Below are 16863 nucleotides of genomic sequence, written 5' to 3'. Positions count from 1 at the left end.
TAACAGGGAGGGTTCGTCATGAGTATCGACACCGGGAAAAAGACCGAAGTGTCCATCGAGAGTCCGCTCGCACATCTCAGCGAAGAGACCATCGAACAGCTTGCCAAGGAATTCGACGCCATTCACGACGAGGTCTACGCCGACCTCGGTGAGCGCGATCGCAACTACATCACCACGGTCATCGCGGCGCAGCGCCAGCTCGCTGTCGCGGGGCGCGTGATCCTCTTCGGCTCCAAGAGCCGCACCGCCTGGGTGGCCGGAACGGCCTGCCTGGGTGTGGCCAAGATTCTCGAGAACATGGAGATCGGCCACAACGTCATGCACGGCCAGTGGGACTGGATGAACGATCCGGACATCCACTCGTCGGTGTGGGACTGGGACACCGCGTCCACCGCCGAGGCCTGGAAGCACTCGCACAACTACGTGCACCACACGTACACCAACATCCGCGGCAAGGACAAGGATCTCGGCTACGAGATCATGCGGATCGACCCGAACCAGCCGTGGTCGCCCGTCTACCTCGCGCAGCCGTTCTACAACCTGCTGCTGATGGCCTTCTTCGAGTGGGGCGTCGCGCTCCACGACCTCGACATCGAGGCCATCCGCAAGGGCGAGAAGCCCATGAAGGACCTGCTCACCGATCTGCGCGGTATCGGGACCAAGGCGCGCCGTCAGATCGTCAAGGACTACATCGGCTGGCCCGCGGTCAGTGCGCTCGCCTACGGCGCGGTGCAGGTCGTCTCGGGTGGACGCGTCTCGGGCGCCGGCAAGTCGAAGCTGGGTGCGCGGTTGCGCTCGCTGAGCTCGTCGAAGGCGACCAACTCCGTGGCCAAGGTCCTGGACAAGCACGGTGCCGGCATCGAACGCACCTTCGTCGCCACGGTGACGGCGGACTTCGTCGCCAACATCATCCGCAACCTGTGGTCGCACGGCATCATCTTCTGCGGTCACTTCCCGGACCAGGCGTACACATTCAGCAAGGAAGAGACCGAGAACGAGACCCGCGGCGGCTGGTACGTCCGCCAGCTCGTCGGAGCGGCCAACATCGAGGGCTCGTCGCTGTTCCACCTGATGAGTGGCAACCTCAGCTACCAGGTCGAGCACCACCTGTACCCGGACATGCCCAGCACCCGGTACAAGGAAGTCGCGCCGAAGATCAAGGACATCTGCGAGCGCTACCAGCTTCCGTACAACTCGGGCCCCTTGATGAAGCAGTGGGGATCGGTACAGCGCACCATCATTCGACTCGCCTTCCCCGGCGGCAAGATGGCCCCGAAGCCCGGACCGTACCGCGGCGAGCGCGTCGGGGGTTCGTCGTCGAAGCCCAGCGAGGCGGCTCGTTTCCGCAACCGCGTGCCGGCGGGTCATCCCGACTCGGGCCCCGAGCACAACGGTGGCGGCGTCGAGGCGAAGCTTCCTCCGCGCGGGGAGTGACGACGCGCTGCCGGTGACGGCAGCACTGATCTGACGAACGAGTGGTGTCGACCGGCGTTCTCTGGATACCCGAGTGAATCGGGCCGGAGACGCCGGTCGTTTCCCACTTCGGAGGTGGTTCGTGGCGCTCGACGGCCTGGACCCCGCCCTTCTGACGGGTGTGTTCGAGAACGCGCCCGAGCTGGTGTCCCTGTCCGCACGGGACGGCCGCATCCTCCACTTGAACCCGGCGGGCCTCGCGCTCGTCGGCGCACCGTCACTCGACGCCGTGCTCCGCCTGACCACGGCGAACTTCTTCTCCGACGTCGGTCTGCTCGCTGCGCCGCCCTCACCGACGTCCTGGAATCGGCCGCCCACCGGGCTCGCGAGCAGAGTGCTGTCGGCCTGTTGGGGCGGCTCGCGGTCGACGGTGATCTGACGACCATTCTGGACGCGACGACCAGCGCCGCCTCGTCGTTGATGGGTACGGAGTGCGCGTCGATCGCACGCCTCGACGACACCCGCACCGCGTTGCGCGTCGTCGCCTACAGCGGGGTGAGCGAGCGGCCCGAGGTGTTCGGAACCGGTACCCGCTCGGCTCCGGGCCTCGCCCTCTCCTCCGGCACGGTGGTCATCTGTTCCGACGCGCGGACCGAGTCGCGATTCGACACCACGACGATGCGCTCGCGCGGACTGCTCAGCACCGTCTGCGTCCCGTTCGACTCCACGCCTCGGCCCGGGGTGCTGGCCGTGCACAGCGCGGCTCCGCGGGAGTACACGGATCGGGACGTGACGTTCCTGCGGACGGCCACGGACATCCTGGTCGCGGCGATCCGGCGTATCGAGCTCGAGAACGAACTGCGGTACCGATCACTCCACGATCCGCTCACCGGTCTGGCCAATCGAGCGCTCGCGTACCGACGTATCGACGAGGCCGTGGCTCGCGCCGCGGACAGCGAGACCACCGTCGCGGTCCTGCTGGCCGACCTGGACGACTGCAAGACCGTCAACGACAGCCTCGGACACGTGAGTGGAGACGCGGCGCTGATCACCTTGGCGCGCAAGCTCGAGCGCACGGTGGCGGTCGGCGACACGGTGGCGAGGCTGGGCGGCGACGAATTTCTCGTCGTGTGCGACCACGTGGTGGACGAGGCCGACGCGCGGAGCCGGGCGGTGCGCGTCTCGACAGCGCTGGCCACCGTCGATCCGCAGAGCGATCAGCCCATCCCGTTCAGTGCGAGAATCGGAATCGCCGTGGCCGGTGACGATGTGCCCTCCGCGCAGGAGATGGTGCGCCGCGCGGATCTGGCCATGTACCGCGCCAAGGGCACGGCTCCCGGGACCACGGACGTGTACGACGTGCGCGATCGCTACGAGGCCGATCGCGTGTTCCGACTCGCCGCAGACCTCCGACGTTCTCTCGTGGACGGCGAACTGCGGCTCGTCTACCAGCCGATCGTCGACCTCGTGACGGGCGCCGTCGTCGCCGCCGAGGCCCTGGCTCGCTGGGATCATCCGACACTCGGCAGCGTCTCGCCTCGTGAGTTCGTCGCGGTGGCGGAGCGCACCGGCGTGGTCGGACACCTCGGCCTGTGGGCACTGCAGACCGCGTGCACGGATGCGGTGCGCTGGCCCGAGGACGTCTCGGTACGCGTGAACGTGAGCGCCCACCAGCTCAACGATCCGGACTTCGTGCAGTCGGTCCGACGCACTCTCGACGCGACCGGCCTGCCGGCGACGCGTCTCGGGTTGGAGATCACCGAGACCGTGTGGGTGAAGGAGAACGCCCGCGTGGCCACCACTCTCGAGGCGCTGCACGCGATGGGGGTGTCGTTCGCACTCGACGATCTGGGAACCGGCCACAGCAGCATCGCGTATCTGGACCGTTATCCGATCTTCGACTGTCTCGAAATCGACGGGTCGTACGTCAACGCGCTACCCGGTGCGAGACCACACGCCATCGTGGCCGCGATCGTGTTGTTGGGCACTGCATTCGGAGTGGACGTGGTGGGTGAAGGCATCGAGACCGCCGAGCAGGCCGAGGCGTATCGCGCATGCGGCGGTCGCCTCGCACAGGGCTTCCATCTGGCGCGCCCGATGCCCGCTGCGGCGATCGAACAACTCCTACGAGAGGGTGTCCGATCGCCGCGGTGACGCGCTACTTGACGGCGCGTCGGACCCGGACCGCGCCCGAGATGGTCCAGGCGATGACGGCACCGACGACGGCGGCACCGAGGAGTGCGACACCCTGTGCCAGATCGAAGTTCCACCCGATGAAGTTGATGGTCGTGTGCACGGTGTTCTGCAGGATGAAGATCACCAGTGCGATCGTGAGGAGCAGCGCGATCAGGAGAGACAGCTTCGAGACGAAGCCTCCGGCACGGCGACGTCCGGTGTGTGCGTGGGTGGTGGTGTCGGTCATGGTGGTGCCTTTCGCCATGTCGCCGGTCCTGGCCGGCGATCGAGTGAGCGGATGCTCGAAGGAGTGATGGTCCGCGGACCCGCGGAAGAAACATGTCCGTTCGGTCGGTTCGAGCGAGGTGTGCGTCGAACCCGACAGTGTCCGGACACACCACGGGCGGCGATGGACCCGCTGAGGGTCCGGCGCCGCCCGGGTGTGGAGTGGTGCAGTCTTACTTGAAGGTGTCCTTGACGTTCTCGCCGACCTTCTTCACGCCGGCCGAACCCTGGTCCTTCTTGCCCTCGGCCTCGAGGTCCTTGTTGTTGGTGGCGTCACCGACAACTTCCTTGGCCTTGCCGATGGCGTCTTCTGCTGCGTTCTTTGCCTTGTCGACGATTCCCATGATGAAACCTTTCGTTCGGAGCGACGGCGGGTGACCATCGCGTTCTGAAAGGTGAGTCGAGGCCCGGCGCGGAAAGCGCACGTCCATGCAGAGTGATCCCGGTCACAGCTACCCGCCGAGTGCGAACGCCACGAGAAAGCCGAGCGCTGTGGACATGCCCACCCACCAGCCGCCGTCCTTGTAGGCCTCGGGCATCAGGGAGTCCGCGAGCACGGCGAGAGTGGCACCGCCCGCGAACGCTTGGACCGTCGAGATGCCGACCTCCGGGACGGCGTCGGACAACTGGTGGCCCAGTACGGTGACCACCACGAGCACGACCGCCGTGGCCGTCCACAGGGTCATCGCCCGAGCCGCGGAGAAGTCGTGTCGGTCCCGCATCAACGATGCACCACCGACAGCCTCCGGAACGTTGCCCACCGCGACCGCCACCAGCAGCACCAGCCCGCCACCGGACGTCAGGGAGACACCCAGCGCGGTGTTCTCCGGGACTCCGTCGAGGATCGTGCCGAGCATCAGTGCCCACCCGATCGCTGCGGGCCCGAGCTTGTTCTCGATCAGATGGCTGGCCACGACGTACACACCCGCGCCCAGGAACAGCGCCGCGCCCGCGACGAGGATGCCGGCCTGACGGAACGCCGGCTCGAACAGTTCCGACGACACGGCGGCGATCATCGTCCCGGCACCGAAGGCCATGAGACCGGCCAACACCCGTTTCGGCAGTGTCCACCGCAGCCCGATCGCCGCACCGATCACCAGGGGAAGCGCCGTGCCGATGCCGTACAGGGCGGCGGTCAGCATCTCGATCGTCTCGTCACCGGCGGGGAGTACCCCCGTCCGCGTCGTCGAGTCATCCGACGACCTGCTCTCACAGACCCAGCGCGGTGACCACTGCCAGCAGGACGACGACGACGGGCAGGACGACGAGCCGACCTGCGGCACCGGGAAGCACGTCCCGGTCCATGCCGTCGACGAGTCGGGAATGGGTCCTCGTCGAGAACACGACCGACACCATCGGAAGCGCAGCGCACAGCACCGCGATCGCGACAAGCGGCGGATGATCTCGCACCGCACGCGCGACGATCAGGGCCGTGACCGCCATGGTCAGTGCGGTCCGCACCCGAGCGAGCGTGGTGCGCTCGGCCTGCAGGCCCGGTGCCTCCGTCACAGGTACAGCCCCACCGCGAACGCCACCACGGCGATCACCAGACCCCCCGCGAGCAGCGCCGCCGCAGCGGGGAGAGGCAGTGACGCCCGCCGGCGCATGGCCGTCTCGATACGGATCCAGCGCACGAACGACCCGACGGCCAGAACCGCCGCGAGAGTGAGCAGCCCCAGCACGAGGGTGGTTCTCAGCCACGGAGGCAGCAGATCCCCACCGAACGCCTCGAGTGCCGCGGCCGTGGCCACGAGGCCGAGTGACGTCCTGATCCACGCCAGGAACGTCCGCTCGTTCGCGAGCGTGAATCTCGGATCGGGGTCACTGCCGTCGCGCAGTCCGGTCGGCCACAGTCGCACGGCACCCACTCTCGTCGGCGACGGCCCGCAGGGCCACAGCGGGTGTCAGCGGTTGGGGTGCCAGCGCTCGTAGGCGCGGCGTTCCGCCTCGTCCCGCGCGACCTTCTTCGGGTTCTGCAGGTCCGGCGACAACCCGTGCGCTTTGAGACGACGGCGACGGTTGGGTTCCATGTACGCGGCGGCGTAGAACAGCGCGAGCAGTACCGCCAGCAGGATCATCGCGCCGCGCAGCCACAACTCACCGGGGAACAGCAGGAACGCCGCGAAGATGGGGAGAAACGGCACCATGCTGCGCAGCAGATGACGCGCAACCGCACGATCACCGATCAGGTCCTCACGCACCCAGGCCTGCATGGACAGGGGCAACGTGCGGCCGAACGAATAACCGATCCACTGCAGCGGCCCCGGGCGAGTCCTGCTCATCGTGTGCTCCTCCGCTCGGTCGACAGTGCACCGGCCGCGATGGCCGCGGTGTTGATTCGGGTGAGCACCGCGTGAAGTTGTTCCAGCTCGCTCACGTCGACACCCAGAGATTCGATGACGGTGCCCGGTATGGACTCCGCCGAACCTCGCAACTGTCGCCCCTCGTCGGTCAGGTCGATCACCAGCCTGCGCTCGTCGGTGTCGCTCCGGCGCCGGGTCAGCAGACCGTCGGCGTCGAGCCGCTTGAGCAGCGGCGTCAGCGAGGCGGGTTCGAGTTGCAGAGCCGACGCGATCTCCCCCGCCGACATCGGTGCCCGCTCCCAGAGGGCGAGCATGACGAGGTACTGCGGGTGCGTCAGTCCGAGCGGTTCGAGAATCGGCCGATAGACCGAGAGCACCGCGCGGTTGGTGACGGCCAGGGCGAAACACACCTGACGGTCGAGCGCGAGGGGGTCGGTGGTGGTCACGGGTCCATCGTACGCTGATAGTGAGAGTACGTACTGTTCGATAGCTCACGGTTGGCTGGGCGGGGTGCTGTCGGTCGGGGGGTGGGCGCTGTGGGCTATGCGGTAGGCGATGCACACCCCTTACTGCAGGTGAACACCCACTCCGGCCGACTGAACGGGGTGCACGGCGCTGGGGCCTGTGCGGGTCGGGTGCGGCGCTGATCGCGGACGCGCAGCCCCCGTAAGGGAGGCCACGATTCGGGCGGATGGGTTGGGCACCGGGCGATGTGCACCCCTTACTGCAGGTGAACACCCACTGCGGCCGGTTGGACGGGGTGTACCTCGCTGGGGCCTGTGCGGGTCGGGTGCGGCGCTGATCGCGGACGCGCAGCCCCCGTAAGGGAGGCCACGATTCGGGCGGATGGGTTGGGCACCGGGCGATGTGCACCCCTTCCTGCAGGTGCACACCCACTCCGGCCGGCTGTACGGGGTGTACGGCGCTGGAACCCGTGCGCGTGGTGCCGTCAACGCGTGCCGACACCACGCGAGATGATCAGGGTGTGGGGGCCTCGCACTCGGCCGGTGCGGGAGCACCCTCGGGCGCCGGAGCGCCCGGCGCTGCGCCCGGACCCCTACCTGCAGGCCCGTGACCGGCCGGACCACCATGGCCGGGGCCCGCCGGGCCACTGTCAGGACCGCAACCGGGCGCAGGCGGAGCCGGCGCGCCCTCGGGGGCAGCCGGTGCACCCTCAGGCGGGGTCGGGGCGCCCTCGGGCGGAGTCGGAGCATCCTCACCCGCAGCAGGCGGAGTGGGAGCACCCTCGGGCGGAGTCGGAGCATCCTCACCCGCAGCAGGCGGGGTCGGAGCACCCTCGGGCGGAGTCGGAGCACCCTCGGGCGGGGTCGGAGCACCCTCGGGCGGGGTTGGCGCACCCTCGGGCGGAGTCGGTGCACCCTCGGGCGGGGCCGGAGGCGTCGCGCACGTCGCACCGGCGTCGGGTGCCGCAGCGTCGGGTGCGGGCGCCGAGGCGTCGGGCACCGCGCTCTCGGAGACCGGGGGCGCCTCGCCCGGGCCGTCGGCGGACGCGGTTCCCACCGCTCCGAGGAGCATCCCACCGGCGAGCACTGCTCCGGCGATCAGTCGGCCTGTCCTGACACGCATGACTCTTGTCGACATTGTCGTCCTCATCTCTCGTCGGCACCGGGCGGCGCCGTTCGTGAGGTCGACACTCGATCGTGGACCTGAAGGCTGCCTGAAGTCGCGGCGATCAGGGCCTCGTCTTCAGCAAGTCTTCAGCTCGGGACCCGCATAGTGGTGTCGTGACCGAACGGCGACCCGCAGCGACCCCGAGAATCCTCGTGATCGAGGACAACGAGACGTTGCGGCTGTCCGTGTCCACCGCGATCGCGGACCTGGGTGCCGACGTCCGGTCCGACGCGGACGGTTCCGCGTTCGAGGCCGCGCTCGCGAACCATCGACCCCACCTCGTGGTCCTGGACATCATGCTTCCCGGCCGGGACGGACTCGAGCTCCTGCGGGTCGCGCGCCGCAGCAGCGACGCGGCGGTGCTGATGCTCACGGCGCGCGACTCGGTGTCCGACCGCGTCACCGGGCTCACCGCCGGTGCAGACGACTATCTGGTGAAACCGTTCGCGATGGCGGAGCTCCTCGCCCGCGTCACCGCGGTGCTCCGACGACACGGCGCGGTCGCCACCTCGATCGAGTGCGGAGACGTGTCGGTGGACACCGAATCGGGCGACGCCAGTCGGGGCGGCAACGCCCTCAACCTGACGGCCACGGAGTGGAAGCTGTTGTCCTACCTCGCCGCTCAGCGCGGGCGAACGGTGTCCAAGACCCAGATCCTGACGCAGGTGTGGGGGTACGACGCATACGACGAGAACCTCGTCGAGGTCCACATCAGCGCGCTGCGTCGCAAGCTCGAGGAGTTCGGCCCGCGCATCCTCCACACTCGGCGCGGCATCGGCTACGTGTTGGCCGCCGACACCGTGAGTCCGACAGCATGACGACCCCACCCCGTCGCGGTCTCCGCACCGGATCTCTGCGCCTGCGATTGCTGGTGTCGGTGATGTCGGTGGTGCTCGTCCTGCTCGTCGGCATCGTCGTGGCGACGACGGTGTTGCTGCAACGCCAGCTCGAGGCCTCGGCGGGAGACAGCCTCGCCGGCCGCACCGCCACCGCGCAGCAACTGCTGGACAACGGTGCCGATCCCACCGAGATCGTCTCCGCCACACAGGGAGAGAACGTGGCGGCGCAACTGGTGACGACGGACGGCCGTATCGTCGGGGACCTCGCGCTCCGAGCGACGACACCGCCGCCCGCACTACGTCCCCCGACGACGCCGGGAGACGGTCCCCCGCCGGGACCCCCACCGGGCCCGGAGGAGACGAGGCCGACGCGGGTCTCGACGACGACCCTGACCGACGGATCGGTTCTCACGGTCGCCGTCGACACGTCCTCGATCGACGCGGTGCAGCGGCAGCTGCTCGTGGTGCTGATTCCGTTGGTGCTCGTCGCGTCGGCGGTGGCGGCACTGCTCATGGCGGTGGTCGTCGGCGCATCGCTCCGACCGTTGCGCAGCATGACGGCACTGGCCCGCTCGATCACCCGGGGTAATCGCGGTGATCGACTCGCTCCCACCCGGTCGGACACCGAGCTGGGTGAGACCGCAACGGCATTCGACGAGATGCTCGACGAGCTCGAAGGAGCCGAGGCGCGCGAGCGTGCCACCGCCGATCGCACACGGCAGTTCGTCGACGATGCTGCTCACGATCTGAGAACGCCGGTCGCCGGGATCTCCGCCGCCGCCGAGACGCTGCTGCGGGGCGGCGTCGACACCGAGCGCGACGTGCGGGAACGACTGCTGGCGTCGATGATTCGTGAATCACGCCGCGCATCCCGGCTGATCGACGATCTGCTGATGTCGGCGCGCACCGACGACGACGTGGAGTTGGATCGGCATGACCACGACCTTCTCGCTCTGGCCCGTGCCGACGCCGACCGGGCGCGGCTGCTCGCACCGGACTCGACCGTCGTGGTGACCGGCGAGAGCGTGGTCGCGCCGGTCGACGCCGCACGACTCGCTCGAATCCTGGCCAACCTCACCGACAACGCGTTGCGCCACGGACCGCCGGACGGCGTCGTCACCGTCGACGTGCGCGACGCCGGTACCACCGCGACGATCCGGGTGTCCGACGAAGGACCGGGCATCGGCGCTCAGGATCGCGAGCGGATCTTCGACCGGATGGTGCGGCTGGACAGCGCTCGCACCTCGGAGGGATCGGGACTCGGCCTCACCATCGCCCGAACCTACGCGCGGGCCCACGGCGGCGACGTCGTGTACGACGGCACCGCCTTCGTCCTCAGTGTGCCTCGGTGACCGACTGCTCTGTGGGGGAACGGGTTCCGAGCACCACCCCGCCGAGGCCGATGATCGCGCTGACGAGCATGGTGACGGCCATCGGCACCGCGGTGCCTTCGCCGCCGAGTCCCACCAGCGGCGAGATGACCGCGGCGAGGCCGAACTGGGCCGCGCCCATGACGGCCGATCCCGTGCCCGCGGCCCGGCGCGCCTCTCCCAGTGCGAGAGTCGTCGCGTTGGCGATCACCAGACCCAGGCTGGCGACGGCGAACCACAGCAGTACCAGGGTCGCCCACAGGTAGGGCCCGACCACCGCGTCGACGACGAGCAGCGCCGAGAACGCGACCATCGAGACGAGACCGATGCGCAACAGCGCTTCCGGACGGACGCGGTCGACGAGCTTGGCGTTGGCACCACTGGTGACGACGATGCCGAGTGCGTTGGCCGTGAAGGCGATGGAGTACCACGTCGTCGAGAGCCCGTGCACCTCCTGCAGCACGAAGGGCGATGCGGAGATGTAGGCGAACATGACGCCGAAGCCGAAGGCGAACGCGCCCGCATAGCCCAGGAATCGCTTGTTGGACATGACCTCCCGTGCGTCCGCGATCATGGCGGAGAGTCCGCCCGTGCTGCGGAGCTCGGCGGGATGACTCTCCGGCAGGAGTGCGAGCACACCCACGAACATCAGGACGGACACACCGGCGAGCACCCAGAAGACGCCGCGCCACCCTGTCAGACCGATGACCGCACCGCCGAGCAGCGGGGCGATGACGGGAGCGACTCCGTTGACGAGCACGAGGAGGCTGAACAGTTTGGCGGCCGCCGCGCCGCGTGCACGGTCACTGATGACGGCGCGGGAGAGAACGACGCCGGCGGCGCCGGTGAAGCCCTGGAAGAACCGGAACACGGTGAGCCACTCGACGGTCGGAGACCACGCGCACAGGATGGTCGCGATGATGGACACGAAAGTGCCCACGAGGAGCAAGGGGCGTCGACCGAAGCGGTCGGACAGCGGCCCGATCACCAGGTTGCCGATCGCGAGACCGACGAGAAACGTCGTGAGGGTCAGCTGGATCGCCGTGGCGCTGACACCGAACTCCTCGGCCATGCGGGGGAATGCCGGCAGATACATGTCGATGGACAGGGGCGCGACGGCGGCAAGGAGCGCCAGCATCGCGATCACGCCGGACGCCACCGGCCGCGCGGCGGTCGAGTCGACGGTGTCGCCGGACCGAGTGTCGACGCTCATCGGGTGGCCTCCGTATTGGATATAACTTTATACATACTCACATGAGTAGAATGTCAGTCATGGCGTCCGGAAGTCCAGTGAGCGAGTCCGATGTGATCGACATCGCCCGCGAGGTGCGGGCTCTCGTGTGGTCGCTGCGCCGATTCGGCGAACGACAGTCCGGACTGCCCGCCCTCCCCCATTCCGAACTCGAGGTTCTGCGTGTGGTGGTCAGCCACGAAGGGACCACCGTCTCGGACGTCGCCCGCATGCTGGGCCTGCACAGCAGCAACGTCAGCACGACGGTGCGACGTCTGATCGACAAGGGGCTGCTCGCGCGGGACACCGATCCCGGTGACAGACGGTCGAGTCGGCTGCATTCCACCGCCACGGCACGTCGACACGGTGAGATGATCGACGACGTGTGGATCGACGCCGTCGGACGCCGACTCGCGGCCATGTCAGCGGAGGATGCGGCTCTGCTCACCCGTGCCGCGCCGCTCCTCGCGCACCTCACGTCCATGCCGACCGAACCCTGACGACTCCGCGGGGCGACCGAACCGTCATAGTGACGCCATGCTGATGTCGCTCCGCCTGCTCCGACAGATGGCGCCGTGGCGCACGGGACGGGGGCCGGTACGGGTCGACCCGACCCGTACGTGGTTCCGCGTCGCACCGTCCGATCTGGACGTGCTGATGCACATGAACAACGGTCGATACCTGTCCGTCCTCGACGCGGGTCGAGTCGACATGTTCGTGCGCGGTGGCCTGTGGCGAGCCCTGCGTGGACGCGGGTGGCATCCCGTCGTCGCGTCACAGACCATCACGTACGTCCGCTCCCTCACCCTGTGGACGAAGTTCTCGGTGTCCACCCGCTTCCTCGGTGTCGACGCGAAGAACGCCTATCTCGAACAGATCTTCGACGTCGACGGACGTGTCCACGCGACCGCGATCGTCGCCCTCAGGTTCCTCGACGACAGCGGATCCTCGGTACCGACCGACGACATCGTCGCCCTGTTCGACGGCGATGCAGCCCCACTTCGCCGCCCGGACGCAGAGATTCCGCTCGGCCGACGCACTCAGCATCTCGTGGTCGCCGCATTCGAGGACGTCTGACCCCTCCGGGCGCGCATGCTCCTATATGGTCTCCTTCGAACCGCATCTGCGGCGAAAGGAGCCGACATGGTCACGACGAGGATCGCAGTGCTGGGGTGCGCGGCGGTGGTGGCACTGTCGCTCACGGGGTGCTCCTCGCCCGGACCGGCCGAAGACGGCATCACCGTGTTCGCTGCCGCGTCGCTGAAGGCGTCGTTCACCGAGCTGGGTGAGCAGTTCGAGCAGACCCGCCCGGGTACCACCGTGACGTTCACGTTCGCGGGGTCGTCCGATCTGGTGTCCCAGTTGTCGCAGGGTGCGCCCGGGGACGTTCTGGCCTCGGCGGACACGATCACCATGGACAAGGCACGGGACGCCGAGTTGATCGACGGTGACCCGGTCACGTTCGCGACCAACACTCTGACGATCGTCACTCCGCCGGGCAACCCCGCCGGGATCGGCTCGTTCTCGGACCTGGCGACGTCCGGGGCCACGGTCGTCGTGTGCGCGCCGCAGGTTCCGTGCGGTGCCGCCACCGAGAAGATCGAGACGGCCGCCGGGGTGAGCCTCACCCCTGCCAGCGAGGAATCGTCCGTGACGGACGTTCTGGGCAAGGTCACGTCCGGTCAGGCCGATGCCGGCCTGGTCTACGTCACCGACGCGGCCGGCGCCGGTGACGCCGTCGTCACCGTGCCGTTCCCGGAGGCGTCGGGCGCGGTGAACTCCTATCCCATCGCCGCACTGGCCGACTCCGGCGCACCGGACATCGCGAGCGCCTTCGTCGACTTCGTCTCCGGTCTCGACGGACGGAAGGTGCTGGCCGACGCCGGGTTCGGCGCGCCCTGAGAGACCGCCGGTGCGCCGAGGATCCGCCGCCACGGGGGAATCTTTCCCGCGCGGACGGGGTTGGCCGAACGAGACGTTCGTTGCACGACCGAAGGAGAAGCACGTGAAGATCGGCATCATCGGAGCAGGCGACATCGGCGGAACCCTGACCCGACGGCTGCGCGCCGTGGGCCACGAGGTTGCCGTCGCCAACTCTCGGGATCCGGAGACCCTCGCGGATCTGGCGTCCGAGACCGGCGCCACCGCGGTCTGGGCGAAGGACGCCGCGACCGACGCGGATCTCGTCATCGTCAGCATCCCGCAGAAGAACACGCCGGACCTCGCGTCCGGCATCCTCTCGGCCCGCAAGCCCGGTGCTCCGGTGATCGAGACGAACAACTACTACCCGCAGCAGCGGGACGGCAAGATCGACGCGATCGAGGACGGCACACCGGAGAGCGTGTGGGTCTCGGAACTGCTGGGCGAGCCGGTCGTGAAGGCATTCAACGGAATCTGGTGGAAGCACCTCCTGAACAAGGGCGTCCCGGCCGGCACCGAGGGCCGCATCGCGCTGCCGATCGCCGGCGACGATGCCGACGCCAAGAAGATCGTGTCCGCCGTCATCGACGAGATCGGCTTCGACGTCGTCGACGCCGGATCGTTGGCCGACTCCTGGCGCCAGCAGCCGGGTACACCCGTGTACGGCAAGGACTTCGGAGTCGACGCGACGGTCGATGCGCTGGCGCAGGCGACCCCGGAACGCACCGCGGAGTGGAAGGCGTGACACCCCTCAGGTGGTGAGCACCGCGTCGTAGGCCCAGTAGGCGCCGAACAGCGCACCCGCCACCGCGGCGGCACCGAGTCCCGCACGGACTCGTGTCGCCGCGGTGCGGCAACACGCCGGCACGAGGATGCCCGCCAGCGCGGCTTCCACGAACCAGTGCGGACCGCCGACCACGACGGTCCCGTACACGGCCTCACCGAGCACGATCCCCGCCACGACCACCGTCCCGCTCACACGGCGGTCACGCCCGACAGCAGCACCGGCTGCGCCGCACACCGCCCCCGCACCGAGTCCGACGAGGACGAAGACCAGCACTTCCCGCACGGTGATCACGTTCGGCGACAGCAGGATCCACACCAGGACGAGCGCGAGCATCGACGCGACTCCGACTGCCACACCGCGTCCGTGCGGCGACCGGGCCGCCACCGCGAACGGCCAAGCCCCACAGCGCACTCGTGTTCACGAGCGCATCCCACGGCGGCGGCACGATGGTGAACAGAACCACGAGGGCCACACCCGCAGCGGACCCGAGCGCGGCCGCCGCGACGAGACGTCGTGCGCCGATCAGCGCCCCGTCCACCGGGGTTCGCGCTTCTCCATGAACGCCATGATCCCCTCGACCGTGTCGGAGGACGTGGACAACTGCGCGAGCGCGCGGTCGGTCTCCTCCCATGCGGCCGCTTCGGACGGGATGCGCCCGTCGACGATGCCCCGGGCGATGACCTTGCTGGCGCGAATCGCGAGAGGCGCTCCCGCCGCGATGGTCTCCGCCAACCGAAGCGCCGTGTCGAGAACGGCGTCCGGTTCCACCACACGATTGACGAGTCCCCACCGCGCCGCGTCGTCCGCACTCATGGGCTCACCGGTGAGGATCAGTTCCATCGCGATCGCTCGCGGGATCGCGTCGACCAGCCGGAAGAGTCCGCCCGCTCCCGCGATCAGCCCGCGACGCACCTCGGGAAGCCCGAATCGTGCAGTGGTGGAAGCGATCACGACATCACCGGACAGCGCGATCTCGGTCCCACCCCCGAGCGCGTTCCCGGTGACCGCGACGACGATCGGCGTGGAGATCGGGTGCCTGGTGACGCCGGCGAAGCCCCAGTGTGCCGTCTCCGGAGGGGTCACGCCGTCGGGACCCCGCGTGCCGAGTGCCTTCAGATCGGCTCCGCCGCAGAAGGTGCCGGAGCCCGCCGCCGTGAGGACGACGGCACGGATCGACTCGTCGCCGTCCGCCAGTTCCCACGCCTCGCCCAGCAGGGTGTGCACCTCTGCGTTCACGCTGTTGGCCGCGGCGGGGCGGTTCAACGTCACCAGCAGCACGTGTCCGCGGCGTTCCGTGAGAACCACGTCCTGATCGCTCATGCCCGTACTCCCCTGCCGTTCGCCGTGATCGAGTCGAGGGTGATGTCCAGGTTCCCGCCCTCGTCCACCACGTCGATCGTGAGGCCGACCGGTGAGACGTCGCGGTCGGTGACCACTCGATGAAGCGCCGCCGCGGCGTCCGCCCCGGTACGACCGGCGATGCGGTCACCCTCGGGTGTGCGGGCGATGACGAGCGCCTGTTCCGGTTCCCCGCCGCGCCCGAACATGACAGTCGCCGTCTCGACGATCGCGCGACCGCTGTGGCCGTGCGTCACGGGTACCGCTGTCGCCGACACGGTCACCGCATCGGGGTTCCCGACGTATCCGGCCTCGTGCGGATCGGTCGACAACAGGATGGTGTGCTGGTGGGTGAGGTAGCCGCCGTTCGCATGCACCATCGCGATCGCCGGAGCGCGTCCGCCGCGGGACTGTCGCAGCAGCCGGGTCGATTCCGCGACCGCGTGCAACGAGTAGCTGCTGAGCGGCCCACCGAAGAACGAGTGGCCGCCCAGGACCGTGGGAGTGGCATCCGACGACAGTCCCAGCTCGTCCATCAACAGGAGAGGGACGACGGGAAAGCAGCTGTAGGCATCGACGAAGGTGAGATCGGCACCCGCGACACCCGCCGCGGCGAGGGTGGTGCGCACCGCCGCTCGGAGCGCCGGTGAATGATCGAAGGTGCTGCGCGCCAGGATGTCCGGGGCATCGGACGCACCGGCGCCGCCCCACAGGTACACGATGCGGTCCTCGTCCACCCCGGCCGCGCGCGCTGCCGCCAGCGAACACACCAGCACCGCGGCGACCTGGTCGACGAACGGCATGGCGTTCATGGCGAGGGGATAGCAGTCGGACACCGCGCGGTTCGACGCGTCCACGCCGGCGATGTCGTCGGGCGACCGCTCGACCGGACTCCACGCGACCGGATGTCGCGCCGCGACAGCGGAGAACCGCGAGTACAGCTCTGCCGACGCCGTCAGTGACTCGCTGGGTCGCAGACCGAGACGGTCGGCCCGAGCGCGGTCGAACAGCGGATAGATCTGGACGGGGGCGAGGATGCCCGCTCGCTGCATCTCGGCGCTGCCGAGGTCGTCCGGTGCGAAGGTCGGCGGGCCGCCCGGTGCGACGGCCCAGCCGAGCTCGACGGGATCCGTTCCGGCTTTCGTCAGCGCTCGCACGGATGCCTGCGTCTCGCCGCCGACGACGAGTGCCACGGAGCTGCGACCGGCGGCGATGTCGTGCCCCACTCGGTCCATCAGGCGCGCGGGGTGGTGACCGCCGATGGTGCTGGTGGACCGCGTTGGGGCGGACGCCCCCAGCCGTGCGGCGATCAGAGCCGGGAGATCGTCGTAGTTCCAGCTCGTCGTGCGCACGGCGTGGATCGCGTCCACCGCGGCGCCGAGCGCCGACGTTCCGCTGTCGTCGAGCGCAGCACGGACCGCGCGCAGCACGAGCTCCATCGGCTCCACGGGGTCGGCCGCAGCGCCGGCGCTGCCGGACACGACATCGCCCACACCCACGACGACCGGAATGCGGTCTGCTTCCTGTGACATGGGATCACCTTATTACAGACACCAGTTGTCTGTAATCT

20 protein-coding genes are annotated in these 16863 nt (G+C 68.9%); 9 read left to right on the top strand and 11 right to left on the bottom strand.

From position 1 onward, the window contains the following. Positions 1-18 precede the first annotated feature (18 nt). From BR07_RS0117885 to BR07_RS27685, 3 genes are all read left to right on the top strand, one after another. Positions 19-1434: a fatty acid desaturase family protein gene (locus tag BR07_RS0117885; RefSeq protein WP_037186465.1), complete on the top strand. Its 1416-nt coding sequence runs from the start codon at positions 19-21 to the stop codon at positions 1432-1434. A gap of 121 nt (positions 1435-1555) precedes the next feature. Further along, positions 1556-1852, top strand: coding sequence for a PAS domain-containing protein (locus BR07_RS27690; protein ID WP_231476431.1), 297 nt, complete (start codon positions 1556-1558; stop codon positions 1850-1852). Next, a complete protein-coding gene (locus tag BR07_RS27685) occupies positions 1822-3567 on the top strand; it encodes a bifunctional diguanylate cyclase/phosphodiesterase (protein WP_051613551.1) in 1746 nt (581 codons plus the stop codon). The genes BR07_RS27690 and BR07_RS27685 overlap by 31 nt, the downstream gene beginning before the upstream one ends. Before the next feature lie 4 nt (positions 3568-3571). On the opposite strand, the gene BR07_RS25325 is transcribed toward BR07_RS27685, so the two are convergent. From BR07_RS25325 to BR07_RS0117840, 7 genes are all read right to left on the bottom strand, one after another. Beyond that, complete coding sequence (locus tag BR07_RS25325) at positions 3572-3835, bottom strand: lipopolysaccharide assembly protein LapA domain-containing protein (RefSeq protein ID WP_056443214.1); 264 nt, start codon at positions 3833-3835, stop codon at positions 3572-3574. A 211-nt stretch (positions 3836-4046) separates the two neighbouring features. Continuing rightward, a complete protein-coding gene (locus tag BR07_RS0117865; RefSeq protein ID WP_027506598.1) occupies positions 4047-4217 on the bottom strand; it encodes a CsbD family protein in 171 nt (56 codons plus the stop codon). A gap of 108 nt (positions 4218-4325) precedes the next feature. Next, positions 4326-5015, bottom strand: coding sequence for a ZIP family metal transporter (locus BR07_RS0117860; protein WP_027506597.1), 690 nt, complete (start codon positions 5013-5015; stop codon positions 4326-4328). A gap of 67 nt (positions 5016-5082) precedes the next feature. Next, positions 5083-5382, bottom strand: coding sequence for a DUF202 domain-containing protein (locus BR07_RS27435; protein ID WP_027506596.1), 300 nt, complete (start codon positions 5380-5382; stop codon positions 5083-5085). After that, positions 5379-5732: a YidH family protein gene (locus BR07_RS0117850; protein WP_231476430.1), complete on the bottom strand. Its 354-nt coding sequence runs from the start codon at positions 5730-5732 to the stop codon at positions 5379-5381. Before BR07_RS0117850 ends, BR07_RS27435 begins: the two co-directional genes overlap by 4 nt. 45 nt (positions 5733-5777) lie before the next feature. After that, entirely contained in the window at positions 5778-6155 is a 378-nt protein-coding gene (locus BR07_RS0117845) for a DUF5313 family protein (RefSeq protein WP_027506594.1), read from the bottom strand. Next, entirely contained in the window at positions 6152-6622 is a 471-nt protein-coding gene (locus BR07_RS0117840; protein ID WP_027506593.1) for a MarR family winged helix-turn-helix transcriptional regulator, read from the bottom strand. The genes BR07_RS0117845 and BR07_RS0117840 overlap by 4 nt, the downstream gene beginning before the upstream one ends. A 1299-nt stretch (positions 6623-7921) precedes the next feature. Between BR07_RS0117840 and BR07_RS0117835 the strand changes: the two genes are divergently transcribed. Further along, positions 7922-8626, top strand: coding sequence for a response regulator transcription factor (locus BR07_RS0117835; protein WP_027506592.1), 705 nt, complete (start codon positions 7922-7924; stop codon positions 8624-8626). Beyond that, complete coding sequence (locus tag BR07_RS0117830) at positions 8623-9999, top strand: HAMP domain-containing sensor histidine kinase (RefSeq protein WP_027506591.1); 1377 nt, start codon at positions 8623-8625, stop codon at positions 9997-9999. Before BR07_RS0117835 ends, BR07_RS0117830 begins: the two co-directional genes overlap by 4 nt. On the opposite strand, the gene BR07_RS25320 is transcribed toward BR07_RS0117830, so the two are convergent. Then, the gene (locus BR07_RS25320) at positions 9983-11230 is read right to left on the bottom strand and encodes a multidrug effflux MFS transporter (RefSeq protein ID WP_081821387.1); all 1248 of its coding nucleotides are present in this window, start codon (positions 11228-11230) and stop codon (positions 9983-9985) included. The two genes, BR07_RS0117830 and BR07_RS25320, sit on opposite strands and share 17 nt — an antisense overlap. A 77-nt stretch (positions 11231-11307) precedes the next feature. Here BR07_RS25320 and BR07_RS0117820 point away from each other — a divergent pair, with 77 nt between their 5' ends. From BR07_RS0117820 to BR07_RS0117805, 4 genes are all read left to right on the top strand, one after another. Beyond that, entirely contained in the window at positions 11308-11748 is a 441-nt protein-coding gene (locus BR07_RS0117820) for a MarR family winged helix-turn-helix transcriptional regulator (protein WP_027506590.1), read from the top strand. Between the two features lie 37 nt (positions 11749-11785). Beyond that, positions 11786-12325, top strand: a complete 540-nt coding sequence (locus tag BR07_RS25315; RefSeq protein WP_051613550.1) for a thioesterase family protein — start codon at positions 11786-11788, stop codon at positions 12323-12325. A 66-nt stretch (positions 12326-12391) separates the two neighbouring features. Beyond that, the gene (gene modA / locus BR07_RS0117810) at positions 12392-13150 is read left to right on the top strand and encodes a molybdate ABC transporter substrate-binding protein (protein WP_051613549.1); all 759 of its coding nucleotides are present in this window, start codon (positions 12392-12394) and stop codon (positions 13148-13150) included. A gap of 10 nt (positions 13151-13160) precedes the next feature. After that, entirely contained in the window at positions 13161-13913 is a 753-nt protein-coding gene (locus BR07_RS0117805; RefSeq protein ID WP_081821384.1) for an NADPH-dependent F420 reductase, read from the top strand. Between the two features lie 6 nt (positions 13914-13919). Here BR07_RS0117805 and BR07_RS27085 read toward each other — a convergent pair whose 3' ends face one another. From BR07_RS27085 to BR07_RS0117790, 3 genes are all read right to left on the bottom strand, one after another. Beyond that, positions 13920-14339 (bottom strand): DUF6518 family protein, encoded by a 420-nt coding sequence (locus tag BR07_RS27085; RefSeq protein WP_027506587.1) that lies wholly within the window; start codon positions 14337-14339, stop codon positions 13920-13922. Positions 14340-14477: 138 nt separating this feature from the next. Then, entirely contained in the window at positions 14478-15275 is a 798-nt protein-coding gene (locus BR07_RS0117795; protein ID WP_027506586.1) for an enoyl-CoA hydratase-related protein, read from the bottom strand. Further along, on the bottom strand, positions 15272-16825 hold the full coding sequence (locus BR07_RS0117790; protein ID WP_027506585.1) for a thiolase C-terminal domain-containing protein: 1554 nt from the start codon (positions 16823-16825) through the stop codon (positions 15272-15274). The genes BR07_RS0117795 and BR07_RS0117790 overlap by 4 nt, the downstream gene beginning before the upstream one ends. Positions 16826-16863: the final 38 nt, after the last annotated feature.

It is taken from the genome of Rhodococcus sp. UNC23MFCrub1.1 (assembly GCF_000686025.1).
Taxonomy (GTDB): Bacteria; Actinomycetota; Actinomycetes; order Mycobacteriales; family Mycobacteriaceae; genus Rhodococcoides.
Note: the sequence above shows the minus strand (reverse complement) of the source record. Positions and strands in the feature narration are given on the sequence as shown.